23 protein-coding genes are annotated in these 26025 nt (G+C 72.3%); 12 read left to right on the top strand and 11 right to left on the bottom strand.

The genetic code is table 11. The annotated features are described in order from the left end of the window. Positions 1 to 100: 100 nt before the first annotated feature. Positions 101 to 871, bottom strand: coding sequence for an NPP1 family protein (locus tag F9278_RS21250; RefSeq protein WP_152169768.1), 771 nt, complete (start codon positions 869 to 871; stop codon positions 101 to 103). A 313-nt stretch (positions 872 to 1184) separates the two neighbouring features. Between F9278_RS21250 and F9278_RS21245 the strand changes: the two genes are divergently transcribed. Then, positions 1185 to 2441 carry a trypsin-like serine peptidase gene (locus F9278_RS21245; protein ID WP_152169767.1) on the top strand — a complete coding sequence of 419 codons (1257 nt, stop codon included), beginning with the start codon at positions 1185 to 1187 and terminating at the stop codon, positions 2439 to 2441. A gap of 101 nt (positions 2442 to 2542) precedes the next feature. After that, complete coding sequence (locus tag F9278_RS21240) at positions 2543 to 3091, top strand: hypothetical protein (RefSeq protein ID WP_152169766.1); 549 nt, start codon at positions 2543 to 2545, stop codon at positions 3089 to 3091. A gap of 28 nt (positions 3092 to 3119) precedes the next feature. Here F9278_RS21240 and F9278_RS21235 read toward each other — a convergent pair whose 3' ends face one another. Further along, complete coding sequence (locus F9278_RS21235) at positions 3120 to 5180, bottom strand: HelD family protein (RefSeq protein ID WP_152169765.1); 2061 nt, start codon at positions 5178 to 5180, stop codon at positions 3120 to 3122. A gap of 318 nt (positions 5181 to 5498) precedes the next feature. On the opposite strand from F9278_RS21235, the gene F9278_RS21230 reads away from it, so the two are divergent. Next, a complete protein-coding gene (locus F9278_RS21230; RefSeq protein WP_086765221.1) occupies positions 5499 to 5696 on the top strand; it encodes a hypothetical protein in 198 nt (65 codons plus the stop codon). A 166-nt stretch (positions 5697 to 5862) separates the two neighbouring features. On the opposite strand, the gene F9278_RS21225 is transcribed toward F9278_RS21230, so the two are convergent. Together F9278_RS21225 and F9278_RS21220 are read right to left on the bottom strand one after the other, a co-directional pair. Then, positions 5863 to 6147 carry a hypothetical protein gene (locus F9278_RS21225; protein WP_152169764.1) on the bottom strand — a complete coding sequence of 95 codons (285 nt, stop codon included), beginning with the start codon at positions 6145 to 6147 and terminating at the stop codon, positions 5863 to 5865. 89 nt (positions 6148 to 6236) lie between these two features. Beyond that, the gene (locus tag F9278_RS21220) at positions 6237 to 7880 is read right to left on the bottom strand and encodes a DNA repair helicase XPB (RefSeq protein ID WP_152169763.1); all 1644 of its coding nucleotides are present in this window, start codon (positions 7878 to 7880) and stop codon (positions 6237 to 6239) included. A gap of 132 nt (positions 7881 to 8012) precedes the next feature. On the opposite strand from F9278_RS21220, the gene istB reads away from it, so the two are divergent. After that, positions 8013 to 9404: an IS21-like element helper ATPase IstB gene (gene istB / locus F9278_RS21215; RefSeq protein WP_152169762.1), complete on the top strand. Its 1392-nt coding sequence runs from the start codon at positions 8013 to 8015 to the stop codon at positions 9402 to 9404. Positions 9405 to 9407: 3 nt separating this feature from the next. Here the strand turns inward: istB and F9278_RS21210 are convergent, their stop codons facing one another. Together F9278_RS21210 and F9278_RS21205 are read right to left on the bottom strand one after the other, a co-directional pair. After that, positions 9408 to 9599, bottom strand: coding sequence for a hypothetical protein (locus F9278_RS21210; protein ID WP_152169761.1), 192 nt, complete (start codon positions 9597 to 9599; stop codon positions 9408 to 9410). A gap of 203 nt (positions 9600 to 9802) precedes the next feature. Beyond that, the gene (locus tag F9278_RS21205) at positions 9803 to 12427 is read right to left on the bottom strand and encodes a helicase C-terminal domain-containing protein (protein ID WP_152169760.1); all 2625 of its coding nucleotides are present in this window, start codon (positions 12425 to 12427) and stop codon (positions 9803 to 9805) included. A 267-nt stretch (positions 12428 to 12694) separates the two neighbouring features. Here F9278_RS21205 and F9278_RS21200 point away from each other — a divergent pair, with 267 nt between their 5' ends. Both F9278_RS21200 and F9278_RS21195 read left to right on the top strand, forming a co-directional pair. After that, positions 12695 to 13789 (top strand): hypothetical protein, encoded by a 1095-nt coding sequence (locus F9278_RS21200; RefSeq protein WP_152169759.1) that lies wholly within the window; start codon positions 12695 to 12697, stop codon positions 13787 to 13789. A 250-nt stretch (positions 13790 to 14039) separates the two neighbouring features. Then, positions 14040 to 14657: an HAD family hydrolase gene (locus F9278_RS21195; protein ID WP_152169758.1), complete on the top strand. Its 618-nt coding sequence runs from the start codon at positions 14040 to 14042 to the stop codon at positions 14655 to 14657. A gap of 28 nt (positions 14658 to 14685) precedes the next feature. Here the strand turns inward: F9278_RS21195 and F9278_RS21190 are convergent, their stop codons facing one another. Beyond that, a complete protein-coding gene (locus F9278_RS21190) occupies positions 14686 to 14937 on the bottom strand; it encodes a hypothetical protein (RefSeq protein ID WP_152169757.1) in 252 nt (83 codons plus the stop codon). 63 nt (positions 14938 to 15000) lie between these two features. Here F9278_RS21190 and F9278_RS46250 point away from each other — a divergent pair, with 63 nt between their 5' ends. From F9278_RS46250 to F9278_RS48495, 3 genes are all read left to right on the top strand, one after another. Next, entirely contained in the window at positions 15001 to 15231 is a 231-nt protein-coding gene (locus F9278_RS46250) for a hypothetical protein (RefSeq protein WP_193242115.1), read from the top strand. Between the two features lie 24 nt (positions 15232 to 15255). Next, the gene (locus F9278_RS48500; RefSeq protein WP_319023146.1) at positions 15256 to 15795 is read left to right on the top strand and encodes a transposase; all 540 of its coding nucleotides are present in this window, start codon (positions 15256 to 15258) and stop codon (positions 15793 to 15795) included. A gap of 340 nt (positions 15796 to 16135) precedes the next feature. Continuing rightward, positions 16136 to 16519, top strand: a complete 384-nt coding sequence (locus F9278_RS48495) for a cold-shock protein (protein ID WP_152169756.1) — start codon at positions 16136 to 16138, stop codon at positions 16517 to 16519. Between the two features lie 31 nt (positions 16520 to 16550). Here the strand turns inward: F9278_RS48495 and F9278_RS21175 are convergent, their stop codons facing one another. The 4 genes from F9278_RS21175 to F9278_RS21160 form a co-directional block, all read right to left on the bottom strand. Continuing rightward, entirely contained in the window at positions 16551 to 17438 is an 888-nt protein-coding gene (locus F9278_RS21175; protein WP_404818931.1) for a 1,4-dihydroxy-6-naphthoate synthase, read from the bottom strand. Next, the gene (locus F9278_RS21170) at positions 17401 to 18153 is read right to left on the bottom strand and encodes a futalosine hydrolase (protein ID WP_152169755.1); all 753 of its coding nucleotides are present in this window, start codon (positions 18151 to 18153) and stop codon (positions 17401 to 17403) included. Before F9278_RS21170 ends, F9278_RS21175 begins: the two co-directional genes overlap by 38 nt. Positions 18154 to 18169: 16 nt before the next feature. Continuing rightward, positions 18170 to 18640: a hypothetical protein gene (locus F9278_RS21165; RefSeq protein WP_152169754.1), complete on the bottom strand. Its 471-nt coding sequence runs from the start codon at positions 18638 to 18640 to the stop codon at positions 18170 to 18172. An 88-nt stretch (positions 18641 to 18728) separates the two neighbouring features. Next, on the bottom strand, positions 18729 to 20117 hold the full coding sequence (locus F9278_RS21160) for an MFS transporter (RefSeq protein ID WP_152169753.1): 1389 nt from the start codon (positions 20115 to 20117) through the stop codon (positions 18729 to 18731). 505 nt (positions 20118 to 20622) lie between these two features. On the opposite strand from F9278_RS21160, the gene F9278_RS21150 reads away from it, so the two are divergent. The 3 genes from F9278_RS21150 (at position 20623) to F9278_RS21140 (ending at position 26022) form a co-directional block, all read left to right on the top strand. Further along, complete coding sequence (locus F9278_RS21150; protein WP_152169751.1) at positions 20623 to 21555, top strand: DUF3027 domain-containing protein; 933 nt, start codon at positions 20623 to 20625, stop codon at positions 21553 to 21555. 263 nt (positions 21556 to 21818) lie between these two features. Further along, positions 21819 to 25001, top strand: coding sequence for a sacsin N-terminal ATP-binding-like domain-containing protein (locus F9278_RS21145; RefSeq protein WP_152169750.1), 3183 nt, complete (start codon positions 21819 to 21821; stop codon positions 24999 to 25001). 187 nt (positions 25002 to 25188) lie between these two features. Next, positions 25189 to 26022, top strand: coding sequence for a DUF5707 domain-containing protein (locus F9278_RS21140; protein ID WP_152169749.1), 834 nt, complete (start codon positions 25189 to 25191; stop codon positions 26020 to 26022). The last annotated feature ends 3 nt before the right edge of the window (positions 26023 to 26025 follow it).

Genomic DNA, 26025 nt, shown 5'->3' with positions numbered 1-26025 from the left:
AGGGGCGCGGGGAACTGCGCGAGAAGCCCCACCGGGCCCGCACCCGACAACGCACCCACCCACCCACCCCCGCACCCCCCGGCCAAGCCCCCCGCAGGGGCTACGCGTTGGGGTTGAACGAGATACCCGACGGCATCGCAGCGGTCAGGTTCGACTCGAAACTGCCGTCCTTGAGACCGAAGTTCGCGCTACCGAAGTCGTACGCGACGAGCGTGTCCCGGATCGCCGTCGACGGGTACCCGTTCCAGCCGACGAGCGGCGGGTACTGCCACGTCCCCTCGTGGTTCTCCGGCGGCTCGTCGTTGGAGTCGCCGAGACGGAAGCAGTGCGTGCTGATGCCGTCCTTGTGATAGACGATCTTGGGGTGCGTGCCGGTCCAGAGGACCGAGGACGCGGCGTGCACGGTGAAGCTGCCGTGGTTGGACGTGGAGACGTACTTCGCCGTCCCGTCCTGCACCCAGACCGCCACATGCTCCCAGTCGTTTCGGTGCCCGCCGATGCTGCTGTTGGCGAGCGCCTGGTCCTTCTCGAAGTAGAGGTCGTACATGATCGCGCACCAGCCGTTGTTGCACTTGTAGCGCGAGTAGCCGTTGGTGTTGTCCAGGTCGGACTGGTCGTGGCAGTCCCCGCTGAGCGAACCGGTGGGCTTCAGACCGCCGTTGACCGTGCCGGTGGGGCCGATCGCCGGGGTCGGGTAACAGCCGTCCGTGTCGTAGTCGTACGCCGGCTGCCAGGTGGTCTCCAGCGTCTCCGCGTTGGCCGGCAGCGCGGCCGGGGGCGCCGCGTACGCGCTGCCGGCGATGCCGACGACGAGCGCGAGGGCGCCGCCGACGGTGAGTACGGATCTGCCGATGCGGGAGCCTGTCTTCACTGCGTCCTCCTGGTGGACCGCGGCGCGGGGATGCCGATGTGGGGGGTGGCATGCGCAGGTCAGATTCGCCCTACCGATGGGTAGCGCACAAGTGCCGGGAGGTGTCGGAGTGATGAAGAATCAATAGTTGTGAGGAATCTGTGACTTGCCTCGCTGCTCACATCACGGGCAGATCTCCCCCGCGTAGTTGTTGTGTGCGAAGTCGCCGGGAAGGCCCGCTCGGAGATCGTTTCGCGCCCGCGCGCGGGCATAGTTGTCCCCGCCCCGCTAAGCGAGGGCATGACAAGGTTGCAGTCACACGGGGGACGTCTCCATGCCATTCATACGCCGCCGCGGCCTCACGGCCGCGGCCGCCGTGATCGCCGCGATCATGGTCACCACCACCGCTTGCGGCAAGACCGAGGAGGGCGGGGCCAAGGCCTCGGACTCGACGACCGCCCAGGCCGACGCGGGCGACGGCGTCGACACCGGCGAGAACGAGGGCGGCGGTGACACGACCGTCGGCGGATTCAAGCTCCCGGAGGGCGTGCCCACCGAGCTGTCCGGCGACGCGCTGCGCCAGTGGAAGGACGGTGGCTGGCAGGACTTCAGCGGCGACTGGGCCTCCAGGGCCGAGGACTTCGCCAACCCGTACATCGAGGACTTCTGGACGCCCGAGCGCATCGCCGAGGCCCAGGAGAACCTGCCCGACCTGCCGGCCGTCGCCGAGGCGGGCAACACCGCCACCGGGTCGAGCAAGACCACCCAGGTCTGGCTGCCGGACGGCAAGGTCAAGAAGCAGCAGGCCGCCAAGGTCAAGGCGACCTACCACAAGAACGCCGCCCCGGTCGGGAAGCTCTTCTTCACCACGCCCCAGGGGTCGAGCGTCTGCTCCGCCGCGGTCGTGAAGGACCCGGCGCACCCGGGCAAGTCCAACCTCGTGTGGACCGCCGGGCACTGCGTCCACGCGGGCAAGGGCGGCGGCTGGTACCGCAACATCGCCTTCGTCCCGTCCTTCAACAACACGGGCAAGCTGAACATCGCCCAGGCGTCCAAGAACTACCGCGCGGGCAACGTCTCCCCGTACGGCATCGCCTGGGCCGACTGGGCCACCACCTCCGGCACCTGGATCAAGGGCGGCGCCGCGAGCGAGGGCACCGTGGCCGCCGCGTACGACTACGCCGTACTGCACGTGAAGCCGGAGAAGGGCGCCAAGTCCCTTGAGGAGCGCCTCGGTTCGGCGCTGCCGGTGTGGTTCGACGCCCCCGCCGCCAACAAGGTCAAGAACATGAAGGTCCGCGGCTACCCGGCCGAGGCCCCGTACGACGGCTCGAAGATGTACCACTGCCAGGGCGCCACCAAGCGGTTCGTCCTCGGCTACAGCTACCCGAGCGACTACCCGGCCCAGTACATGGTCGGCTGCACCATGAACGGCGGCGCCTCCGGCGGCCCCTGGTTCACGACCTACAAGGGCCGCACCTACCTGGTCTCCAACAACTCCCTCAGCGACCGCTCCACGTTCATCACCGGGCCGCGCCTCGGCAAGAACGCCAAGCAGGTCTATCTGGCGACCAGCAACAAGTTCAAGTAGGCCCCCCGCACGACAGCCCGGCCCCGGCCCCGGCCCCCGGTGACCTTCGCGGTCGGTCGCCGGGGGCCGTCGCGTCCGCGCCTTCCCGTACCGTCGACGTCATGAACACGTCCGAGTGGTCCGAGTGGTGGGAACGACTGCCCGCCGGCATCCGTGCGCAGGTCGACGGATACGTCCTTCAGGACGCCATGCTCCCGGCGGTCCGCGCCGTCCTCGCCGCCGGCCGCGCCCAGGGTCTCGGCCTGAACGACGCCCAGCACGTCGTCCACGACCGCTATCTCCACCACGGCGAACGCGTCGCCCGCACCCCCGACAGCCCCCTCGACGAGGACTCCCTGACCGCCCTCGCCACCGGCCTCCCCGGCCGCGTCGTCGCCATCGAGGCGATCTGGGACGGCGACACGGTCCACGACTGGTTCGTGATCCTGCTGGCCCACACCGCCGACCCCGAGGGCGAGCACCCGCTGGCCACCATCTACCGGGGCACGGCCGAGCGCCATCTCGGCGAGGAGCGGACGGCCCGCGCCCCGGGCCACCCCTCCGCCGAGGCCGCCACCCACGCCGGCCGGGCCCTGGCGACCCGCCTGTCGGTCCCCTTCCACTTCGCCAGCCCCGACACCCCGGACGAAGAGGCGAGATGGGAGGGGTGACGGACACCGAGGGCGACGACGACAGGCCCTAGGCCAGCTGCGGCGGCAGCGGTGCCGCGTGGGTGACGATCAGGCCCGAGACCGCTCGGGTGAGGGTGACGTAGAGGCGGCGCAGGCCGGTTCGTTCGTCGGGTTCGCCGTCCACGATCGCCCGGGGCTCGTCCAGGACCACGTAGTCGTACTCCAGACCCTTCGCCAGCGAGGCCGGGACGAGGGTGAGGCGGGTCTCGTACGTCGTCTCCTCGCCCGGCGCCAGATATCCGATGCCCGCCGCCGTGAGCGCCTCGGCGAGCGCGGGGACACGGGCGTCGGCGGCGATGAGGCCGGTGGAACCCTCGTTGCGGAGCAACTCCTCGCAGGCGGCGATGGTCTGGGAGTCGTCGGCGGTGGGCCGTACGTCGAAGAAGCCCGGGTTCTCCCGGACCGACGCGACCGGGGTCAGGCCGGGCGCGATGTGGGGGAGGAGGCGGGAGGCGTACGTGATGACGTCGGTCGGGACACGGAAACCGGCCGTCAGCTCCTCCACATGGGCCTCCGCCTTGCCCAGGTGCGTCAGCGCCTCCGCCCAACTCCGCGTCGCCCACGGGGTCGTGCCCTGCGCGAGATCGCCGAGGACCGTCGCGGACCCGGTGGTGCAGCGCCGGCCCACCGCCCGGTACTGCATGGGGGAAAGGTCCTGCGCCTCGTCGAGGACGACATGCCCGAGGGAGTGTGTGCGCTGCACCAGATCGGTGGTCTCGTCGACGAGTACGGCGTCGGCGGCCGACCACTTCACCGACTTCACGCTCCGCGCCGGTTTCGCCCAAAGGATCGTCTTCCGCTCGTCTTCGGTCAGGATCCCGTCCGCGTGGGCGGCGAGGAAGTCCGCGTCGGAGAGCAGCCGCAGCACCAGCCTGGCCGGGTCGACGGGCGGCCAGATCGCCTTGACGGCCGCCTTCACCGCCGCGTTGCGGGCCACCGCGTCCTGCACCCGGTCGTCGGGCGCCTCCCCGGACCGTTCCATCTGCACCAGCACGGCGTGCGCGATCCGCTGCGGCAGGGCGTCCCGCGCGGCCCCGTAGCGGATGTCCCGGTCCAGCAACTCCCGCACGATGGCTTCGAGTTCGTACGCCGGTACGCGCCAGCGACGCGAACCCCGCACGACCATCACCGGCTCGGTGGGGAGGGTGACGTGCGACCGTACGGCCCGGCGCAGCACCTCGGCCATCCGGGCGTCGCCCTTGACGACGGCGGCCGGTGCCTCGTCCGCGCCCCGCACCTCGACATGGGCCACGAGGTCGTCGACGGTCGCCTGCTTGACCTCCAGCTCGCCCAGCGCCGGGAGCACCTGCTCGATGTAGTGGAGGAAGGAGCGGTTCGGGCCGATGACGAGCGTGCCGGTCCGGGAGAGACGCTCGCGGTGGGCGTAGAGGAGATAGGCGACCCGGTGCAGACCGACGGCCGTCTTGCCGGTGCCGGGGCCGCCCTGGACGCAGAGGGAACCGGCGAGGTCGGAGCGGACGATCTCGTCCTGCTCCGGCTGGATCGTCGCCACGATGTCCCGCATCGGGCCGACACGCGGACGCTCGATCTCCTGCTGGAGCAGCTTGCTGGTGGCCGCCGTCTCGGCGGGGTCGGAGAGATGCTCGTCCTCGTACGCGGTGAGGTCGCCGCCGGTGTACCCGAAGCGGCGCCGCAGGCCGACGTCCATCGGGTCCGTCCTGGACGCCCGGTAGAAGGGCTGGGAGACGGGGGCGCGCCAGTCGATCACCATCGGGTCGCCGTCCGCGTCGTGCACATGCCGCCGCCCGATGTAGAACCTCTCCCCGTCCGCGCCCTCGGCCCGATCCGCGCCGGGGGCGTGCAGATAGTCGAGGCGGCCGAAGAAGAGCGGGGTGTGGCTCAGGTCGGCCAGCGCCTTGATCCGCTCGTCGATCTGGCGGGCCAGCACCTCCGCGTTCACCCAGTTCGCGGTGACGTCCTTGATGTCCAGCGCCTGCACGTCCTCCCGCATCGCACGCAGGGCGGAACGGGAGGCGGCGAGGTGGGAGCGCTCACGCGAGAGGGGATCGGCGAGATCGGTGGGGCCGGCGGTGGGGTGCGCGGACAAGGGGGTGCCTCCGGGTGCCTGCGGGAGCTGGGGGTACGCCTGACGGCGATACGTCTGACGGCGGTGACCGACCGGTTTCCGTCCGGGCGGCGGCGCTCCACGAACGGGAGGCGGGCAAGAGCGGAGAGTGTAGGTGAGGGGGCGGGGCGGAGGCCAACGAGTTTTTTCTCCACCCGGGGTGTGTTCGGCCGCCGTACCCCTAGGGGCCCGTACTTCGCGGGTACTACGGGTGGGCCGGACCTGAGAGGGAGCCGGAGGCTCAGCGGGTTCACTCCGGAGACCGACGTAATCCAAAGGCGGACGTTCCACCATGGAGACATGAGTGCAGCGACCTTCATCCCAGCCTCGGCCTCCGGCCGACCCGGTCCGCCGCCCGGCGCGACCGGCCTCGACGACCACCACAACCGCCACCGCCTCGCCGACGCCCTGCGCGCCGTCAAGGTCTTCGCGAGCGCCGCGTTCGGCGTCGTCATCCTCGGCGAGTACGCGGAGGAAGCGGGCATACGCCGCCGGTGAGCCCCGGGCTCACCGCGCGTACCCCGCCGCCTCCACTGATCCCCGCCGTCCGCCTACGGGGTGGTCACTCCTGCGGAAGAGCAGGGAGCCCCACACCGCTCCACCGACACGACCCTCCGATCATCCTGCGCGTCGACCGTCCTGCCACTCAAGCACCCTCGCCGCCTCAGCCTTCCTCCGGCAGCAGGATGTCCGCGTCGTCGAAGATCCGCAGCATCACCAGGAGCAGACGACCGCGGGAGACCATGTACTCCGCGACGATCTGTGAGGTGAGCCGGATCTCGCGGTCCTGGTCGCCGACTCCTATGGTGCGGGAGAGCTCGGTGTACGGGTCGCGGGCGAGCAGTTCGATCGCTTTGTCGAAGGTGGCCCGGCGCGTGGGGTCGAGCCGGTCGCGTTCACGGGCCGCCGGCTCGGTGTACAGCACCTCGTGGATGTCCTCGTGAGGCATGGTGCCCTTCTTCCCTGCCCTGGTGAGCGCCGGCACGACTCAGCGTACCGAGCGCGGGCACCCCCGGTGACCTGTTGCTCAGCTCCCCGTCAGCCCTCTGTCAGAAGCTCGTCCGCGTCCATGATCCGGTAGGCGTAGCCCTGTTCGGCCAGGAAGCGCTGGCGGTGGGCGGCGAAGTCCTGGTCGATGGTGTCGCGGGCGACCACCGAGTAGAAGTGCGCCTGGTGGCCGTCGGACTTGGGGCGCAGGACACGGCCGAGGCGCTGGGCCTCCTCCTGGCGGGAGCCGAAGGTGCCGGAGACCTGGATGGCGACGGTCGCCTCCGGGAGGTCGATGGAGAAGTTGGCGACCTTGGACACGACCAGGACGTTGATCTCGCCCTGGCGGAACGCGTCGAAGAGCTTCTCGCGCTGCGCGTTGCTGGTCTCGCCCTTGATCACCGGCGCGTCCAGATGGGCGCCCAGTTCGTCGAGCTGGTCGATGTACTGCCCGATGACGAGGATCTGCTGCCCCGCGAAGCGGCGGACGATCGCCTCGGCCACCTTCCGCTTGGTCGCGGTGGTGGAACAGAAGCGGTACTTCTCCTCCTGCTCGGCCGTGGCGTAGGCGAGCCGCTCGGCGTCGGTCAGGTTCACCCGGACCTCGACACAGTCGGCGGGCGCGATATAGCCCTGCGCCTCGATCTCCTTCCAGGGCGCGTCGAACCGCTTGGGCCCGATGAGGGAGAACACGTCCGACTCCCGCCCGTCCTCCCGGACGAGCGTCGCCGTCAGCCCGAGCCGCCGGCGCGCCTGGAGGTCGGCGGTGAACTTGAAGACCGGAGCGGGAAGGAGATGCACCTCGTCGTAGACGATGAGACCCCAGTCGCGGGAGTCGAACAGCTCCAGATGCGGATAGACGCCCTTCCGGCGGGTGGTCAGCACCTGGTACGTGGCGATGGTGACCGGCCGGATCTCCTTGCGCGTCCCGCTGTACTCGCCGATCTCCTCCTCGGTCAGCGACGTCCGCTTCACCAGCTCGTGCTTCCACTGCCGCGCGGAGACCGTGTTGGTGACGAGGATCAGGGTGGTGGACTTCGCCTGGGCCATGGACCCGGCGCCGACGAGGGTCTTCCCCGCGCCACAGGGGAGGACGACCACACCGCTCCCGCCGTGCCAGAAGTTCTCCACGGCCTGCTTCTGGTACGGCCGCAGCGCCCAGCCGTCCTCGGCCAGCTCGATCGGGTGCGCCTCGCCGTCCACGTACCCGGCGAGGTCCTCGGCGGGCCAGCCCAGCTTCAGCAGGGTCTGCTTGATCTGGCCGCGCTCGGAGGGGTGCACGGCCACGGTGTCCGGGTCGATCCGGGCGCCGACGAGCGGGGTGATCCGCTTCGACCGCAGGATCTCCTCCAGCACCGGCCGGTCGGTGGTGGTGAGCACGAGCCCGTGGACCGGGTGCTTGGAGAGCGTGAGGCGGCCGTAACGGTCCATCGTCTCGGCGACGTCCACGAGCAGCGCGTGCGGCACCGGATAGCGGCTGTACTGCACCAGCGCGTCGACGACCTGCTCGGCGTCGTGCCCGGCGGCCCGCGCGTTCCACAGACCGAGCGGGGTCACCCGGTAGGTGTGGATGTGCTCGGGCGCCCGCTCCAGTTCGGCGAAGGGCGCGATGACCCGACGGCACTCGTCCGCCTGCTCATGGTCGACCTCCAGGAGCAGCGTCTTGTCCGACTGGACGATGAGGGGACCATTCACGCGCGGCACCTTTCGATTCGGCCAAACGTCCAGTGTGCCTGATCGTTCCCGCCGACGGGCTCCAGTCCTATTGGATGTCTATTCATTCCGATGAGTGGCAGGAATTCAGATTTGCGCCCAGGGTTCCGAAGAATGCGAACCGTGCAGCCAACCACCCCGCCAGACCCGCTCACCCCGTCCGTCTCCCCGCAGGGCACCACGCTCGGCTACGCCCTCTTCGCCACGCGCTGGCTCCAGGCGCCGCTGTACTTCGGACTGGTCGCGGCGCAGGGGGTGTACGTCTACAAGTTCTTCAACGAGCTGTGGACGTTAATCGTCCGCTGCGTGAGCGGCAGCGCCACCGAGACCTATGTGATGCTCGCGGTGCTCAAGCTGGTCGACGTCGTCATGATCGCCAATCTGCTGATCATGACCATCGTCGGCGGCTATGAGACCTTCGTCTCGCGGATCGGTCTCCAGGGCCACCGTGACCAGCCGGAATGGCTCTCGCACGTCAATTCCAACGTGCTGAAGGTCAAGCTGGCCACCGCCATCGTCGGCATCTCCTCCGTGCATCTGCTGCAGATGTTCGTGGACGTCCACCACACCTCCCACCACGCGCTGCTGTGGGGCACGGTCATCCATATGGCCTTCATCGCCTCGGCGGTGCTCCTGGCGTACATGTCGGGGCCGATGCTCCGCGAGGACAAGGGCCACGGCTCCCACCACGGGATGCCGGAGGGCCCGCGGCCGGCCAGGGGACCGGTGGAGCGGGACCGGCCGCAGGGGCCCGTCGACCCGCCCGTCCCGCTCCGGGCGCCGCTGCCGATCCCGGCCCAGGCCACCTCGAACGAGAACTACGAGACCCGTTTCGCGCGGGGCACCACCCGGCTGGTGCGGTACGAGGCCCGGCGCGAGCCGCAGGCGGGCGGGGCCGGGACCGGGAACGGGAACGGGACCGGGAACGGGAACGGGGTCGAGGGGCGGATCCGGGCGGCCGGGTTCCCGGCGCGGAAGCTGCTGGAGGAGTTCGACGAGGGGCACCCGCGCTCCTTCGACCGGCTGCTGCTGGCCCGGCTCGGCACGCTGGACTTCGTCGCCACCGGGCGGAACGTGGTCTTCGTCGGCGCCCCCGGCACCGGCAAGACGCATCTGGCCATCGGGCTCGGCGTACGGGCCTGCCAGGCCGGGCACCGGGTGCTGTTCGCGACCGCCGCCGAGTGGGCCGCGCGGCTGGCCGGGGCACGGGCCGAGGGCAGGCTCGCCCAGGAACTGTCCGAGCTGGACGCCTGCCCCCTGCTGATCGTCGACGAGGCCGGCTATCTCCCCTTCGACCCGGACACCGCACGGCTCTTCTTCCAGCTGATCGCGCACCGCTACGAGAGGGCCTCGCTGATCGTGACCAGCGACCGTCCGCTCGCCCGCTGGGAGGAGATCTTCGGCGGGGCCGCCCCGGCGATGGTGGACCGCCTCGCGCACCACGCCGAGATCGTCCGTCTCGAAGGGGACAGCTACCGGCTGCGCCGCGCTACCTCGGCGGGCTGACGTTCACTTCAGCAGGCTGACGTTCTGGATCAACGGCCCCTCCACGCTGAGGCCCTCGCCCACCAGCGTGCCGAGTTCGGGCAGGGGGAGGGGCGGGTTCGCCGCGGCCGGGGTGGCGAGCGCGCCCACCAGGGCGACGGCGACGGCGGCGGAGACGAGCGTGGTGACCTTGGTGAGCGTGGCGAGAGGGCGCATGCGTAGAGGTGGGCCTTTCGAGCGCAGGAGTCGATCTCGATCGGACACAGGGTGGCTGCCCCGCATCACGGGACGGGATGCGCCGGATGCCGCCGCCTCGCCCGTGCGAGGGAAAACCGGGCATGGCCTGCATGAACGCCCGTATACACCCGAACGGGTGATGGCCAAGAAGCGGTTTGATCGAAGCGGTCCGATCGACCTGCTCAGGGCGCGTCGTCCACCAGTTCCGCGACGCCCGTGATCCGGTGCAGCGGGAACGTCCGTACCTCGTCCGCCGTGTGGTCGTACGCCGTCACGAAGCCGCCCTCGACCCGCACCGGGGCGATGACGCGCTGGCTGGCGGAGCCCTCGGCGTTGACGTAGCCGATCCACAGGGCCTCGCCGGTGAGGACGGCGGCCTGCATGGTCGCGAGGGTCTCGGCGGAACCGGTGCGGGGCAGGGCGCCGGACGGGGCCGGCTCCCCGCTCGTCCTGCGGGGCGTGGTGGACGCCAGGTCACCGGCGCGGATCGCGCGGATCGCGGCGCCCAGCAGGGTGTCGTCCGGCACCGGGGGGCCGTCCGGCACGGGCTCCGGGGCCGTGCGGGGCGGGGTGCGATGGGCGTGCGCCCGGGTGATCAGGACATCACCCTCCGCCGACTCGGCCGCCGGCGCGTACCCCATCGCGCGCAGCCCGTCGAGCAGCGTCGCCGGATCCGCCACGGCGGCCAGCACGGTCGGCGCCAGCCGCCGCAGCCCGAGCCCCTGCGACCGCTTGTCGGCGAGGATCTCGCTGAGCATCGCGTCGTCGTCGCAGCGCACATACGCCGAGGCCGCGCCGATCCGCAGATGCCCGTGGCGCCGGGCCACGTCGTCGATCAGATACGCCAGCGGCTGCGGGACCGGCGTACGGGAGTGGGCGGTGAGGAAGTCGTGCAGATCGGAGGCGCTGCGGCCCGCGTCGAGCGCCCGGCGCACCGACCCCGGCGTGAACCGGTACACCGTCGCACCACCCTTCGACTCCACGTCCGCCAGCACACCCAGCGCGTCGGCCAGCGGCCGTTTCAGCGGGCCGGGCGCGACGGCCGTCAGGTCCGCCTGGAGCAGCACGTGGTCCAGTGGCTCGGGAAGCAGCGGCGCGAGCAGCCGGGCGGCAAGCGACGCGGCGGCGGCCCGCTCGGCCACGGGGTCGGCGGCGGGCGCCGGGTGGGCCGCCACGGGCACGTGAGGGGCGGGCAGCTTGTCGCCGGGGGTCTCCGGCAGCTCCGCGTCGGCCGCCACCCCGGGCGGGAGACCGAGGAGGGCCCGCCCGTGCGAGGACAGCGCGCCGCGCCCGGTGACACCGAGCGACTCGGCCTCGGAAAGGGCCCACCGGGCGATCCGCGCCCGCAGATCGTCGCCCTGCCGGGGCGGCTGCGCGTGCCCCGACTGCTGCGGGGACTGCTGGGCAGGTGGGGGCTGCTGGCCGCCCCGGGTGGGGCGCTCCCAGTGCAGCCGGGCCAGCAGGGAGTCGGGACCGGCCGAGGTGCCCTCGGGGAGCCCGGCGAGCAGCGCCAGCACCCGGTGCCGCACCTCGGGCGCCGCCGAACGGTCCAGCCCCGGGCCCAGCGCCGACAACGTACGGTCCTTGGCGTCCCGTTCGCCGATCACCCCGGCCGTACGGGTCGCGCCCAGCCAGGCGGCGGCCAGCCGCGCCCAGCGCTCGGCGGCGGGCAGCTCCAGCCACTCGTCGTACGCGGGGGTCGCCGCGTACCGTTCGTCGGCCTCGCCGTCCGAGGCCAACAGCCCGGCGGCGTAGGCGAGTTCGACCCAGAAGGCGGCGACCGGCTCGGGCATGTCGAGGGCCACCGCCGTGCGTTTCAGATCCCGCACACTGAGCCCGCCCGCGCGCAGGACGCCCGGCCCGCCCTCGTCCCAGTCCTTCAGCAGCTCCTCCACGGTCGCCAGCGCGGTGTACGCCTGCCCGGCCGCCGTCGCGTCCACCACCTGTGGACGGTGCGCGGCGGACGCCTCCACCGGCGGCGGCACCGGCCGGACCTCCCGGTGCGCCCGCCCCGACCGCAGATGCAGGGCGACCTCACGGGGGATGACGACCGTGCCCGGCGCGGTCGGCAGCAGCAGCCCCCGGTCCAGCAGCCAGCGCAGATGCGCCGCCGGACTGGCCGTGACCTGGCCGTACGGCGGCCCCCACACCAGCCGGGTCAGCACGTCCAGGGACTCCGGGGGCGCGGCGGCGAGGAGCGCGGCCATGCGGCGACGGTCGGTGAACAGCGCGCCGAGCGCGGTGACGGCCGACACCGAGTCGTGCGTGCTCGCCAGCCCGGCCTCCGCGACGAGCTCCTGCACCCGCCCCGGCGACATGCCCGCCGTGGCCTCCGCGACGGTCGGGCCGAGACCGGTGGGGGACGGGTGCTGCGGCGAGGGGGAGAGCAGCTCACGGGCCGTGCGGACGAGCCGGAGACGGTCGTCCGGGCCCCAGACGAGGGCCTGGTCGCGCAGGGCGCCGAGGGCGTGGGGCAGCACGGTGGTGACGGCCGGGTCGGCGTCGTCACCGGCCAGCAGGCCCGCGAGCGCGTCGTACGACGCCGGGTCGGGCGCCACGGCCAGGGCCTGGGCCGTCTGGAGGGCGAACCGGTCCAGGCGCTCCAGGGCGCGGACCACCGACGCGCGGGTTCCCGCGCGGGTCGCCAGCTGGGTCAGGTCGGTCGGGACGGGGGTGATGAGGTCCGGCCGTGCCCGCAGCAGCACGGCGAGCGAACGGTCGTCCCGCCCGCGTAGGGCTTCCGCCAGGGAACGGGGGGCTCCACCGGCGGGGGCCGTCTCCGTGGGGGTGTGCTCCTCGGGGCTCATCCGGCCAACGTTAGCGGCTGCGGTGGGGCGGGGTGCCTAGTAGCTCGGCGGGTGCGTGTATTCGGGCGGCTGCGGCTGCGGCTGCGGGTGCGGGTGCGCGGGGGCTGGTCGCGTCGACATGCGGCGGGGCCGCATGTCGATACGGCCCCGCGCCCCTGAAAGGGCCGCGCCCCTTCCCGCCGTCGCCGCTCGGCGCCGACCGCCGAGGAACCCCGCTGTGAAGCGATACCGTCGGAGGACGTATGCGCGCCAACCCCGGAGGGGCTCGTGGGGATTGAGAGCGACCAGGTCGTCTATGAATACCTGAGCCGCGTCGGTGATCTGGCTCAGCGGCGGCAGCTGCCGTCGGGCACGCGGATGCGTCTGGTGTCGGGACTGCGGGACGAGATCGACCGGCGCCGGGCGAAGGCGCCCGTGGACAGCCCGGCCGCCGTGCGCCGCATCATCGCCCGCCTGGGTACGCCGGACGAGGTCGTCGAGGCGGCGGGCGCGCCCGGTGACGTACCGGAGCCCCGGACCGCCGCCGTGCCCGTACAGCGGGCGGCCGGTGGGGACGGGGCCGCCGACGAGAACGCCGAGGACGCCGGGGAGCGGGGCCGGGGGAAGGCCCGGGGGCTGCGGCGGGTCGTGCCGCGACCCCGTCCCGCCGACGACGCGCCGGCCTCTCCGGGGGCGGGGGGTGCCGCTCCGCCGCATCTCGCCCCGCTGCACGAGCTGGGGGACGGGGATGTGCAGCCCGACTGGTGGCGGGTCGGTGGGGGTGGGGGGCCCGGGGGCGCGGACATCGGATTCGGGCTCGGGGACTCCGTGCCGGGGTTCGTCGGGGGTGTGGAGATTCCGGAGCTGTTGAAGCCGCCGCCGGTGAAGGGGGAGGGCGCCGCCGGTCGGGGGGCGGTCGAGAAGGAGGCTGTTCCGGCGGCCGTTCCGGCGGCCGTCGTGGAGGAGAAGGAGGCGCCTCGGCGGCGTCGGCTGCCGTTGCCTCGGTTGCGGGGTGGGGGCGGTGGTGCGGGCGAGGGTGGGGGCGCGGGGTGGAGCAATCCGCTGTTGCTGCTGGCGGCCGTGTTGTTGGTCGCGGGGGCGGTCATGGGGAGTCTGGTGCCGCTCGGGCTGGGGTGGTTGATCGCCTATCTGTCGCGGAGGTTGTCGCCGGCGGAGTCGAAGTGGGCGGTGATGGGGGTGCCGGGGGTGGTGGCCTCGGGTGGGGTGGTGTGGCTGTGGGGGCGTAGTGACGGGCGGTGGGGGGATCCCATCGCTCAGGGGCAGATGAACGACGCGGTTGCCGGGACTTGGCCGTGGGTGCTTCGGGTGGCTGCCGTGGCTTCGGCGCTGTATTTGCTGTGGCGTTCCCAGCGGGCCCGCTGAGCGGGCTTTTCTCTCGCCCCCGCCGCCCCTACCCGTCCCATCCCCAGGGGCTGCGCCCCTTCGACCCGCCTTTCGCGCTTCGCGCGGGGGCGGGTGGGTACGTGCGGGTTCGGTGGGGGTTCTCGCGCCGTTCCCCGCGCCCCTTGAAAGCGTGGGGTGAGCCCGGGTTGCCTTTGAGGGGCGCGGGGAACTGCGCGACCAGCCCCACCGGGCCCGCACGTACTCACCCACCCACCGCACAATGGACGTCATGGACTCTCGCGTACTGACCGTCGGGTTCGATCTCGACATGACGTTGATCGACTCGCGGCCGGGGATTCACGCCTGCTATGTCGCGTTGGCGGCGCGGACGGGGGCGTACATAGACGCCGATCTGGCGATCACCCGGCTGGGGCCGCCGCTCGCGGAGGAGCTGGCGTACTGGTTCCCGGCGGCGGAGATCCCGGCGATGGCGGATCTCTACCGGGAGATGTACCCGGCGATCGCGATCGCCGCGACCCCCGCGATGCCGGGCGCGCCGGAGGCGATCGCGGCGGTCCGGGCCGCCGGTGGCCGGGCGATCGTGGTCACCGCCAAGTACGAGCCCAACGCCAAGCTGCACCTGGAGCACCTCGGCATGGAGCCCGACGAACTCGTCGGGGACCTGTGGGCGGAGGCCAAGGCGGACGCGCTGCGCGAGCACGGCGCGACCGTGTACGTCGGCGACCACACCGGCGACGTACGCGGCGCGCGCACGGCACAGGCGTACTCGGTCGCCGTCGCCACCGGGCCCTGCGACGAGCGGGAGCTGCGCGAGGCCGGCGCCGATGTCGTCCTCACGGATCTGACCGCGTTCCCCGAGTGGTTCACGACCCACCGCCACCGGTAGCCGGACATCGGCAGCGGGGCGCCGGTGGCTAGAAACGCGCCTCGCGTGCCCTTCTGCGGCCCGCCGCGGCGGACTGGAGGACTCCCGCTCCCGCGATGAGGAATCCGACTCCCATCAGCATGCTCAGGACGAACATGTAGGTGGGGAATGGGTTCGTTCCGAGGAACAGCGGGGCCACGGTGACGAGTGTGGCCACGGCGCCGACGATGAAGACGATGACACCGGCACGGATCAGCCGGTCACCGGGTTCGGCGGAATTCGGTTGGGTTTTGTCACGCACCCGACCAGGGTAGTTCCCAGCGAGGGGCAAGCGGTGTAGCGGTCGCGGTCCTATGACGACCGGATGCTGTCCTGGCAGCACAAGCAGCGCACGGTGTCGATCTGGACCACAGCCGGGAGGATGAAGAACGTCGCGTTCACCGGAGAGCCAGGGCAGGTGGCTGTGGTGGCCGCGCACCGCAACGGCGAGTCCGATCTGCTGTGCCGGGACGGGCAGTGGTATCTGCTGGTGACCTGGGCATCGTCAACATCGCCACCACCTCCAGCGGCAAGCGGTACTGCGGGCGCCGCTTGAACCGGAGCCGCGAAGCGGACCGGAATCTGCGCACGAAACTGCAGAAGAAGAACAGCAAGTCCGCCGAGCGGCGGGCGAAGAAGCGCGCGGGCAAGGAGAGACGCAGGGCCCGCGACATCAATCACCGGATCAGTAAGCGCATCGTGGCGGAGGCAATGGGGGCACCTGCCGCCCGAGCGAAGCCGAGAGTGGGGGAGCACCGGTCGCGGAATCGCCCTGGAGGACCTGACGGGGATCCGCGAACGGGCACGGCTGAGAAAGCCCCAGCGCGTCACGCCGCACTCCTGGTCCTTTCACCAGCTCGGCAGGTTCATCGCCTACAAGGCGAAACGCGCCGGCGTTCCGGTGGTCCACGTCGATCCGGCATACAGCAGCCGGGAATGCCCCCGCTGTCACCACATTGAGAAAGCCAACCGGCCCTCGCAGGCCGTGTTCGTCTGCCGGTCGTGTGGCTTCGCTGAGCACGCCGACCGCAATGCGTCCCACGACATCAGCCACCGCGGCTGGTACGCGTGGGTCCGCGGGGCCGAGTCACAGGCCCCTGCCCTCACCCTCATAGCCTGACCGGCGACACCATTGAGTGCGAGAGCCGGACGCAGCCGGGTTCACCGAAGCCATCGGTGAACCCGAGCAGCAAGCCCGGAACTTCGGTCCCCGGGAGTTGACACGCAGTTTCCGACGCCGATGTCCTGAAGGCAGTTTCTCTGGACAGGTTTCGGCAGGGAAGACTTGTTCCCTCATACTTCCTGCACCACTTTGCGCCTCTGCCGACACAGGCGGGGCTCAGTCTCGCTTCTGGCGTGGTTAAGGGCGTGTTTGGTTGGGGTAGGCCCCGGTAGGCTGGTGCGACGCCAGCTCAACGGCGTCCGGATGGCGTCCGGGACGGATCGAGGGAGTGTGTGCTTTGCCGACTGGCAAGGTCAAATGGTTCAACAGCGAGAAGGGCTTCGGCTTTCTCTCCCGTGACGACGGCGGTGACGTCTTCGTCCACTCCTCGGTACTGCCCGCCGGTGTCGACACCCTGAAGCCGGGCCAGAAGGTCGAGTTCGGAGTCGTCGCGGGTCAGCGCGGCGACCAGGCTCTTTCCGTGACGATTCTGGAACCGGCCCCCTCGGTCGCCGCCGCGCAGCGCAAGAAGCCCGACGAGTTGGCCTCGATCGTGCAGGATCTGACGACGCTGCTGGAGAACATCACGCCGATGCTGGAGCGGGGCCGCTATCCCGACCGCACCGCGGGCAAGCAGATCGCGGGCCTGTTGCGCGCCGTGGCCGACCAGTTGGACGTATAGCGACGGGTAGGCACGTCAACCCCGAGGATTCTCAAGGGAATCGGAGTGCGTCCGGGCCGAGGGGCGGTACCAGTCCCTCGGCCGCCGCGCGGGTGAGCAGGCCCCGGACCGCCGCGTAGCCGTCGGTGCCGAGGTCGGCCGTGAACTCGTTGACGTACAGGCCGATGTGCTGGTCGGCGACGGCCGGGTCCATCTCCTGGGCGTGTTCGAGGACGTACGGGCGGGAGGCCTCGGGGTCGTCCCAGGCCGCGCGGACGGAGGCGCGGATCGTCTCGGCGAGACCGGTCAGCGTCTCCGCGCCCAGCGAGCGCTTCGCGATGATCGCGCCCAGCGGGATCGGCAGCCCCGTCGTGTCCTCCCAGTGCTCGCCCATGTCGGCGAGCTTGTGGAGGCCGTAGTTCCGGTACGTGAAGCGGGCCTCGTGGATGACGAGACCGGCGTCCACCTTCCCGTCCCGCACGGCCGGCATGATCTCGTGGAACGGCATCACCACGATCTCGCCGACCCCGCCGGGCAGGGTGTCCGCCGCCCAGAGACGGAAGAGCAGATACGCCGTCGACCGCTCGCTCGGCACCGCCACCGTACGGCCGGTGAGGTCCGTGCCCGGCTCCCGGGTCAGCACCAGCGGCCCGCAACCCCGCCCGAGCGCACCGCCGCAGGGCAGCAGCGCGTAGGTGTCGAGGACGTACGGCAGGACGGCGTACGACACCTTCAGTACGTCGAGGTCACCGCGTTCGGCCATGCCGTTGGTGATGTCGATGTCCGCGAACGTCACGTCGAGCGCGGGCGCGTCCGGGATCCGGCCGTGCGCCCAGGCGTCGAAGACGAAGGTGTCGTTGGGGCAGGGCGAGTACGCCATCCGCAGCGTGCCGGTCGGCGTCTCAGGGCTCGTGGGGCTCGTACGGCTCTTGGGGGTCATATGGGTTCCAACTCTCCAGTGCGGGCGTCAGCTTCCCGAAGGCCTCGGTGAGTGCGGTCAGGGCGTCGCCGATGCGCCAGGCGGCGCGGTCGCGCGGGCCCACGGGGTTGGAGACGGCGCGCAGTTCCAGGACGGGCGTGGTGTGCGCGGCGGCGGCCTCGGCGACCCCGAAGCCCTCCATCGCCTCGGCCAGCGCACGCGGGTGGCGGGCGCGCAGGGCCGTCGCGCGCCCCGCGCTCCCGGTGACCGTGGAGACGGTCAGCACCGTGCCGGTCAGGGCGCCGGTGGCGGTCGCGGCGGCGCGTACGAGCACGGGGGGCGGGCGGTGGGTGACGGTGCCGAAGCCCAGCTCGGTGACCGGGAGGAAGCCGTCCGGCGACTCGGCTGTCTCGGCGCCCAGATCGGCCGCCGTGATCTCGTCGGCCAGGACCAGCGAGCCGAGGGGCGCCCCGGGCGCGAAGCCGCCGGCGATCCCGGCGGACACGACCAGCCCGTACGGCCGCCCCGCGAGCACCGCCGCGGTCAGCGCCCCCGCGGTGGAGGCGGCGGCGAGGGCGGGGCCCACACCGGCGGCGAGGAGGTCGTACTCCAGGCCGGAGGCCCGGTGGGTGTGGAGGGTCGCCGCCGGGAGCCGGAGCTCGGCGGCGGGGCCCGCAAACGCTCGTGCCACCGCGTCCCGTTCGGCGGGGACGGCGGTGGCTACGAGGACGCGCATGGGCGGCGGCAGCGGATCAGGCGTCCGGGTTCTTCAGCTCGAAGTTCCACACGCCCTTGATCTGCGAACCCGCCTCGTTCTGCTCGACGATGCTGATCGTCAGCGACTTCTGGGCGGTCTGGCCGGGCTGGGCGGCGAAGAGACCGGGGTTCTCGAACGACCAGTACGTCTTGTCGAACGTCTCGCTGGTGGCCTGCTCGCCGTTGATCCACAGCGCCCAGCCCGTGTCCGCCACCTCGGGGTCGACACCGATGCGCAGGGCCTTGCCCTCCGGCAGCTCGATCGACTTGGAGGGCTTCTCCTGCGCGCACTCCCTGGCCTGGGCGGCGTCGAGGGTCCGGTAGCACGCGGCCTCGGAGCTGATGGAGTCGGTGCCGATCGTGACGGTGGCCATCGGCGTCGGCTCATCGCAGGCCGACAGGACGAGAAGTCCGGCGGAAACGGCGCCGAGAGTGGCTGCGGCGCGACGGGAACGCGGGAAGGTCATGGGCGAAGGCTATCTGGCATGTCCAGGGGTGCCCCTACGTGGGGTACGGCGTGCCGGGTCGCCCGGCGCGGCGCGGGGGGTCCGCCGGTCAGGCCACGCGTGCGCGGGGCGCGCCGCCGTGGCGGGCGGAGGAGAGCAGACCGCGGACCGTGGTGAGCCAGCCGGCCGCGACGATCGCGGCGGCCACGGCCATCCCCAGGGTGCCGTTGAGGGGGAGGGCGATACCGATGGCGCCGCCGACCACCCAGGACATCTGGAGCAGCGTCTCGGAGCGGGCGAAGGCGGAGGTGCGGACCAGTTCGGGGACGTCCCGCTGGATCAGGGCGTCCAGGGACAGCTTCGACAGGGCCTGCGAGAAACCGGCGACCGCGGCGAGGAAGGCGACGAAGAACCAGCCGAAGAACAGGGCCGCCGTGATCGCCACCCCGAGTTCCACACCGACGACGGTCACGATGATCAGCTCCGGCGACCGCTGTCTCGCCCACGCCCCGACGGCCGTGCCCAGCGCGTTCCCCGCACCGGCCGCGACGGCGACCATGCCCAGGGAGACGGCGGCGCTCTGCCCCTGCAGCGGATGGATGCGCAGCAGGAACGCCAGGAAGAAGATCAGGAAGCCGGAGAGACCGCGCAGCGCGGCGTTCGCGGCGAGCGCGTGGGTGACCGCCGGGCCGACCGTCCGCAGCCCCGGCCGCTTGAGGGTGCTGCTGCGGTGCGGCCCGTGCAGATGCTCGGGGTCCGCGGCGAGCAGGGCCCGGTCCTCGCCCTTCGCCGAGTCCACCTTCGCGGGCAGCGTGAAGGAGAGGAACGTACCCGCCACGAAGATCAGGAAGGCGCCGTAGAGCGGCCAGCGCGGGCCGAGCGCCTGGAGTCCGGCGCCGATGGGCGCGGCGACACCGGTGGCGAGCAGCCCGCACAGGGTGACCCGGGAGTTGGCCTTCACCAGGGAGAACTTGGGCGGCAGCAGGCGCGGGACGACCGCGCTGCGGACCACGCCGTACGCCTTCGACGCGACCAGGACGCCCAGGGCGGCCGGATACAGCTCGATACCGCCGGTCTCGACGGCGCCGACGAGGATCAGGGCGAGGAACGCCCTGGCCAGCATCGCGCCCGCCATCGCGGCGCGGCGGCCGTGCGGGAGCCGGTCCAGGAGGGGGCCGACGACGGGGGCGAGGAGGGCGAAGGGGGCGAGGGTGATCGCGAGATACAGGGCGACCCGGCCGCGGGCCTCGTCGGTGGGGACCGAGAAGAAGACCGTGGAGGCGAGCGAGATCGTGATCATCACATCGCCCGCGCCGTTCACACCGTGCAGTTCGATGAGTTTGCCGAGGCCGGACTCGCCGGCGCCGTGGGCGTGCGTGGCCTTGCGGATGCCTCGGGCCGGGCCGGTGACCGGGAGGTGCAGGGCGCGGCCCACCGAGCGGACGGCGCCGGTCACCCGGCCCGATCCGCGCGCTCCGCTCCGCTCGGCGCCGGTCACCTCGTCATAGTGCCCCGAGAAGGGGAGGCGTAGTGGGTTTACCGCTCGGATGGCTGTGGGGCGCGTTGCGGGACGGGCAGGGGGGTGTGTTGTCGGGTGCGGGCCGGTGGGGCTTCTCGCGCAGTTCCCCGCGCCCCTTGGGTGTCCCGGGCTCACCCCGTGCTTTTCAGGGGCGCGGGGAACTGCGCGACCAGCCCCCACCGGACCCGCAGACGCCCGACGACCTGGCCACCCCACCCCTCATGCGCCCCGTTCCAGCCAACCCCGGCGGAGCGGAACCGTACGTCGGTGTGGGCGTGGAGCCCGGGAGAAGGTAGCGTGCATAGCGCGCCTGCGGCGGTTGTTCTCGGCCGCGCGCCTCTCGTTCATCCCGCAGAATGGATGACATAGGTGCGCCCGAGTGCGATCGGGCGCGGACGTCGACGCGGCCCACTGGTCCGCTCCGTCCGCACCCCCCGCCGAGGGAGGCGCACTCGTGAGACGGCGTAGGAGAGAAGCGATACCTGTGAGCGCAGCGACAACGCGAAGCCGCACCCCCGACCGTCTGTGCGCCGAGGCCGTCGACCTCGCCCGCTCCGCCGCCGAGGAGGCCGCCGCGCCAGGCGTGGTCGGCGAACACGCGGGGCTCGTCTCCGAGGGCGACCGGGTCGTGACGCACTTCTTCGAATGCAAGGAGATGGGCTACCGGGGCTGGCGCTGGGCCGTCACCGTCGCCCGCGCCTCCCGGTCGAAGTTCGTGACGCTGGACGAGGTCGTCCTGCTCCCCGGCCCCGACGCGCTGCTCGCACCGGAGTGGGTGCCGTGGAGCGAGCGGCTCCGGCCCGGTGACATGGGCCCCGGCGACCTGCTGCCCACGGACGCCGAGGATCTGCGCCTGGAGCCCGGGTACTCCGGCGAGGACGAACCGCTGCCGAACTCCCCCGTCTCGCACGACATGGCCGAGCTGGTGGAGGCGGAGGACGCCGAGGTCACCGGCGGGGTGCCGGCGAACCTGCCGTTCGCGCCGACCCGTGGCTCGATCGCGGCCGTCGCCGAGGAACTCGGCATGCGGCGCGCCCGTGTCCTGTCCCGGTACGGGCTGCACACGGCCGCGGACCGCTGGGATGAAGGGTTCGGCGCGAAGACGGCGATGGCGCAGGCCGCGCCCGCCGCGTGTGTCAGTTGTGGATTCCTTGTGCCGATCGGCGGCTCCCTCGGGCAGGCCTTCGGGGTGTGCGCGAACGAGTTCGCCCCGGCGGACGGGCGGATGGTGTCCCTGACGTACGGGTGCGGGGGGCACTCCGAGGCGGCGGTCATGCCGGCCCCGCCCCGGTCGGCCCCGCCCCGCCTCGACGAGACCCGGGTGGACCCCTTCCCGCTGCGGCCGTCGCCGGATTCCGGGTCGGTGTCCGTGGGGTCGGAGGAGACCGAGGCCGAGGCGGATCTGGGGCATTCGTAGGGGCGCCTCATAGCTCGGGGGTTCGGGTCTCGTCGGCGGGTGCGGGTGCGTGGGGCTTCTCGCGCAGTTCCCCGCGCCCCCAGAAGCAAAAAGCACGGGGCGCAGCCCCTGCTTTTCGAGGAGCGCGGGGAACTGCGCGAGAAGCCCCCACCCACCCGCACCCGCCCACGTACCAGCTACCCCCCACCCCCCTGGTCGCCCGGCCCAGGCAGCGCAGCGACCCGGTACCTTCGTGGACACCAGGCGACAGGGAGAAGTGAACCGTGAGCAAGTTCGTGCGGCCGGCGGCCGAGGGCGCGGACCCGTTCGGGACGGCGCGGCTGCGGCGGGGCGTGCTCGACGCCTGGGCCACCAGTCCGGCCCGGTTCCGTGAGGACGCCAACGCCGAGGAGGATCTCGTTCTCGGCGGCTACCGGGACCGCCTCGTCGTGGAGCTGGCGCAGAACGCCGCCGACGCCGCGGCCCGCGCCAAGGTGCCGGGACGGCTGCGGCTGACCCTGCGCGACGGCGTCCTCGTCGCCGCCAACACCGGCGCCCCGCTGGACGCGGGCGGCGTCGAGTCGCTGTCCACGCTCCGGGCGTCCGCGAAGCGGGAGCCGGCCCACGGCACCGACGGCCGTCACGACGGCGCGGTGGGCCGGTTCGGCGTCGGTTTCGCCGCCGTGCTCGCCGTCACCGACGAGCCCGCCGTCGTCGGTCGGCACGGCGGTATCCGCTGGTCGCTCGCCGAGGCCCGGCTGCTCGCCGCCGACACCGCCCGGCACAGCCCCGGCCTCGGGGACGAGATCCGCCGCCGGGACGGTCATGTGCCGCTGCTGCGGCTGCCGTTCGCCGCCGAGGGGACCGCCCCGGACACGTACGACACCGTCGTCATCCTGCCGCTGCGCGACACCGCCGCCGCCGATCTCGCCGAGCGGCTGCTGCACGCGGTCGACGACGCGCTGCTGCTCGCGCTGCCCGGCCTCGACGAGGTCGTCATCGAGGTCGGCTCCGGTGACGTACGGACCCTGCGGCGGAGCGTGGACGGGGCGCACGTCGTCGTCGAGGACTCGCGGGACGGGGTCACGCGCTGGCGCACCGCCGCCGCGCACGGACCGATCGAGGCCGCGCTGCTCGCCGACCGGCCCGTCGAGGAGCGGCTGCGGCCGTACTGGTCCGTCACCTGGGCCGTGCCCACCGGGCCCGACGGGGCGCCGGTCCGGCCGCGCACCAGCGCCGTCGTGCACGCGCCCACCCCCAGCGACGAGGCCCTCGGTGTGCCCGCGCTGCTCATCGCCTCCTTCCCGCTGGACACGACCCGGCGGCACGCCGCCCCCGGGCCGCTCACCGACTTCCTGGTGCAGCGCGCGGCGGACGCGTACGCCGCGCTCCTCGCCGCCTGGGAGCCGGTGGCCGAGGGGATCATCGACCTGGTGCCCGGCCCGCTGGGCAGGGGCGAGCTGGACGGGTCGCTGCGCCAGGCGATCCTGGAGCGGCTGCCGCGCACCGCGTTCCTGCCGCGCGCGGTACCCCCGGAACCCGGCGACGAGCCGGACGAGATCTCCGGCATCCCGGACATCTCCGAGACGTCCGCGGCCATCCGGCCCCGGGACGCCGAGGTCGTCGAGGGGGCCGGCGCCGAGACCGTACGGGTCCTCGCCGACGTACTGCCCAGCCTGCTGCCCGCCGGGCTCGAACGGCGCGCGGAACTGCGCACGTTGGGCGTCGCACGGCTGCCGCTGGGCGACGCGATCGACCGCCTCGCGGGCCTGGAGAAGGCCCCCGACTGGTGGCGGCGGCTGTACGACAGCCTCGCCGGGGTCGAGCCGGACCGGCTGTCGGGCCTGCCGGTGCCGCTCGCGGACGGCCGGACGACCATCGGCCCCCGGCAGGTGCTGCTCCCCACTCCCGACGGCCCGCAGACCGCCCCCGAGACCCTCGCCCGCCTCGGCCTCAAGGTCGCCCACCCGGACGCCGCGCACCCCCTGCTGGAGAAGCTGGGTGCCCTGCCCGCGACCCCGCGGGCCGTGCTCACCACCCCGCAGGTGCGGGCCGCCGTGGCCGCGTCGCTGGACGACGACGGCGGGGTGTGGGACGAGGAGGACGGGCGGCCGGACGCCGACGAACTGGCCGACCTGGTCCTCGCGCTGGTCCGTGACGCGGCCCTCGACCCCGGTGACGAGCCCTGGCTCGGCGCCCTCGCCCTGACCGACGAGGACGGCGAACTGGCGCCCGCCGGTGAACTCGTCCTCCCCGGCAGCCCCTTCGCCCGGGTGATGCGCGAGGACGAACTCGCCTTCGTGGACGCCGAACTGGCCGACCGCTGGGGCGAACAGCCCCTGGCCGCCTGTGGGGTTCTGGCGAACTTCGCCCTCGTACGGGCCACCGACGTCGTTCTCGACCCGGACGAACTGGAGCCGCGCGACGGGGACTTCGCCGAACCCGACGACGCCGGGCTGCTGGACGCGGTGGACGTCTGGTCGGAGGACATCCTCGACCGGTTCCCGGACAGCCCCGTGCCGCCCGTCGCCACCGAGATCGTGGCCGTGCGCGACCTGGACCTCGTCGACGAGGACCGCTGGCCCGAGGCGCTCGCCCTGCTCGCGAAGCCGCCGCTGCGCGACGCCCTCGTCCAGCCGGTGCGGATCCTGCTCCCGGACGGCACGCACGAGGTGGTCCGCCCCTACACCGCCTGGTGGCTGCGCGGGCACCCGGTCCTCGACGGCCGCCGCCCGGCGGGCCTGCTCGCGGCCGGCGGCGACCCGCTGCTGCGCGGCCTGTACGACGAGGCCGACGCCACCGGCTTCGACGACGAACAGGTCCTGCGGGCGCTGGGCGTGCGCACCTCGGTGGCCGCGCTGCTCGACGAGCCGGGCGGCGCCGCCGAACTGCTGGACCGGCTGGCCGACCCGGACCTGCCGGTGGGCTCCGCACAACTGCACGGTCTCTACGGGGCGTTGGCCGACCTCGACCCCGAACAGGTCACTCTTCCGGATGAGTTGCGCGCGGTCGTGGACGGTGAGGTGACCGTCGTGGACGCGACCGACGCCGTGGTCGTCGACTCGCCCGACCTGCTGCCCTTCACCTCCGGGGTGCCCCTGCTCCCCGTACGGCCGTCACGGGCCGCCGAGTTGGCCGAACTGTTCCAGGTGCGGCGGCTCAGCGAGTCGGTGACGGGCGAGGTCGACTCGGAGGGCACCGAACACGACGTCCCGGAGCCGGTACGGGTCCTGCTGGGCCCCGCCACCCCCTCCTCGTACTTCGAGCACGAGGAACTGGTCGTCGACGGCGTCGAGTTGGACTGGCGCCGCACCCGCGACGGGGTCCTGCACGCCGCCACCCTGGAGGGCGTCGCGGCCGGTCTCGCCTGGTCGGCGGGTCAGTGGCCGCGCCGCTTCGAGGTCGCCGCGCTGCTCGAAGACCCTTCCAGGACGGCGGAGTTGGCCCGGGACCGCTGGTTCGACTGAACCAAATTCGACTGAACCAAACCCGCGAGATGTGATCTGCGCAACATTCTCGAAATATCTTCACCTCTCGTACAACCATTCCCATCCGTCACGTGTCCGATCTTGTGAGCCGACTGGCTCACGAGATCGACCGGGCTCCGCGCGACATCAGCCGTGCCGCGGAGTCCCCTTTCTACGTGGGGAATACATGCGCATTCGTGCCACTGTGGCCGCCGTCTCCGGCGCCCTGGCCCTGTCCGCCCTCGCCGTGCCGGCCGCGCAGGCCGACGAGGCGCCCGGCAGCCTCGCGGCGGTCACCCCGTTCGGGGCCGTCGCGGACGAGGTCGTCGGCGACACCGTCATCAAGAAGGTCACCGTCAACGGTGGCAAGGACATCGTCGTCGGTACCTCGAAGAAGAAGAGCGTCACCATCTCGGTGACCGCGACCGACCCGTCCGGCATCGAGGACGGCTACGCCTTCCTGTGGAAGGGCAACGACATCGACTCCGGCGACGTCGTGGGCGCGATGGTCCCGGACGCGGAGACGGGCACCTGCACCACCGTCAACGCGACCACGTCCACCTGCAAGGTGACCGTCGTGGCCGACCCGAAGGACAACATCTACAGCAACGTCCTGGCCGGCAAGTGGCACGTCTTCGCCGGTGCCGCGGCCAACGACGGCGACTACAACATCCGGGAGAAGTACTCCTCCGTCAGCGTCAAGCGTGAGGCCGCGCTGACCACGAACGCCGCTCCCGAGCCGGTCAAGAAGGGCAAGACCATCACGGTCACCGGCAAGCTGACGCGCGCAAACTGGGACACGCTCAAGTTCGCGGGCTACACCAGCCAGTCCGTGAAGCTCCAGTTCAAGAAGAAGGGCACGTCCACCTACAAGGACGTCAAGACGATCAAGTCCGGCTCCGGCGGCGCGCTCAAGACCACGGTCAAGGCGGGCGTCGACGGTTCGTACCGCTTCGTCTTCGCGGGCACCTCGACCACGCCGGCCGTGACCTCCACGGCCGACGCCATCGACGTGAAGTAGGTC

Source organism: Streptomyces phaeolivaceus (assembly GCF_009184865.1).
GTDB lineage: Bacteria > Actinomycetota > Actinomycetes > Streptomycetales > Streptomycetaceae > Streptomyces > Streptomyces phaeolivaceus.
Note: the sequence above shows the minus strand (reverse complement) of the source record. Positions and strands in the feature narration are given on the sequence as shown.

Coding starts and splice junctions, on each gene's coding strand:
- F9278_RS21175 (WP_404818931.1), bottom strand. CDS start 17,438: ATGACCCCCAAGAGCCGTACGAGCCCCACGAGCCCTGAGACGCCGACC.
- F9278_RS21230 (WP_086765221.1), top strand. CDS start 5,499: ATGAGTGCAGCGACCTTCATCCCAGCCTCGGCCTCCGGCCGACCCGGT.
- F9278_RS46250 (WP_193242115.1), top strand. CDS start 15,001: ATGCTGTCCTGGCAGCACAAGCAGCGCACGGTGTCGATCTGGACCACA.
- istB (WP_152169762.1), top strand. CDS start 8,013: ATGCGAACCGTGCAGCCAACCACCCCGCCAGACCCGCTCACCCCGTCC.
- F9278_RS21195 (WP_152169758.1), top strand. CDS start 14,040: ATGGACTCTCGCGTACTGACCGTCGGGTTCGATCTCGACATGACGTTG.
- F9278_RS21205 (WP_152169760.1), bottom strand. CDS start 12,427: ATGAGCCCCGAGGAGCACACCCCCACGGAGACGGCCCCCGCCGGTGGA.
- F9278_RS21170 (WP_152169755.1), bottom strand. CDS start 18,153: ATGCGCGTCCTCGTAGCCACCGCCGTCCCCGCCGAACGGGACGCGGTG.
- F9278_RS21240 (WP_152169766.1), top strand. CDS start 2,543: ATGAACACGTCCGAGTGGTCCGAGTGGTGGGAACGACTGCCCGCCGGC.
- F9278_RS21225 (WP_152169764.1), bottom strand. CDS start 6,147: ATGCCTCACGAGGACATCCACGAGGTGCTGTACACCGAGCCGGCGGCC.
- F9278_RS21210 (WP_152169761.1), bottom strand. CDS start 9,599: ATGCGCCCTCTCGCCACGCTCACCAAGGTCACCACGCTCGTCTCCGCC.
- F9278_RS21140 (WP_152169749.1), top strand. CDS start 25,189: ATGCGCATTCGTGCCACTGTGGCCGCCGTCTCCGGCGCCCTGGCCCTG.
- F9278_RS21165 (WP_152169754.1), bottom strand. CDS start 18,640: ATGACCTTCCCGCGTTCCCGTCGCGCCGCAGCCACTCTCGGCGCCGTT.
- F9278_RS21245 (WP_152169767.1), top strand. CDS start 1,185: ATGCCATTCATACGCCGCCGCGGCCTCACGGCCGCGGCCGCCGTGATC.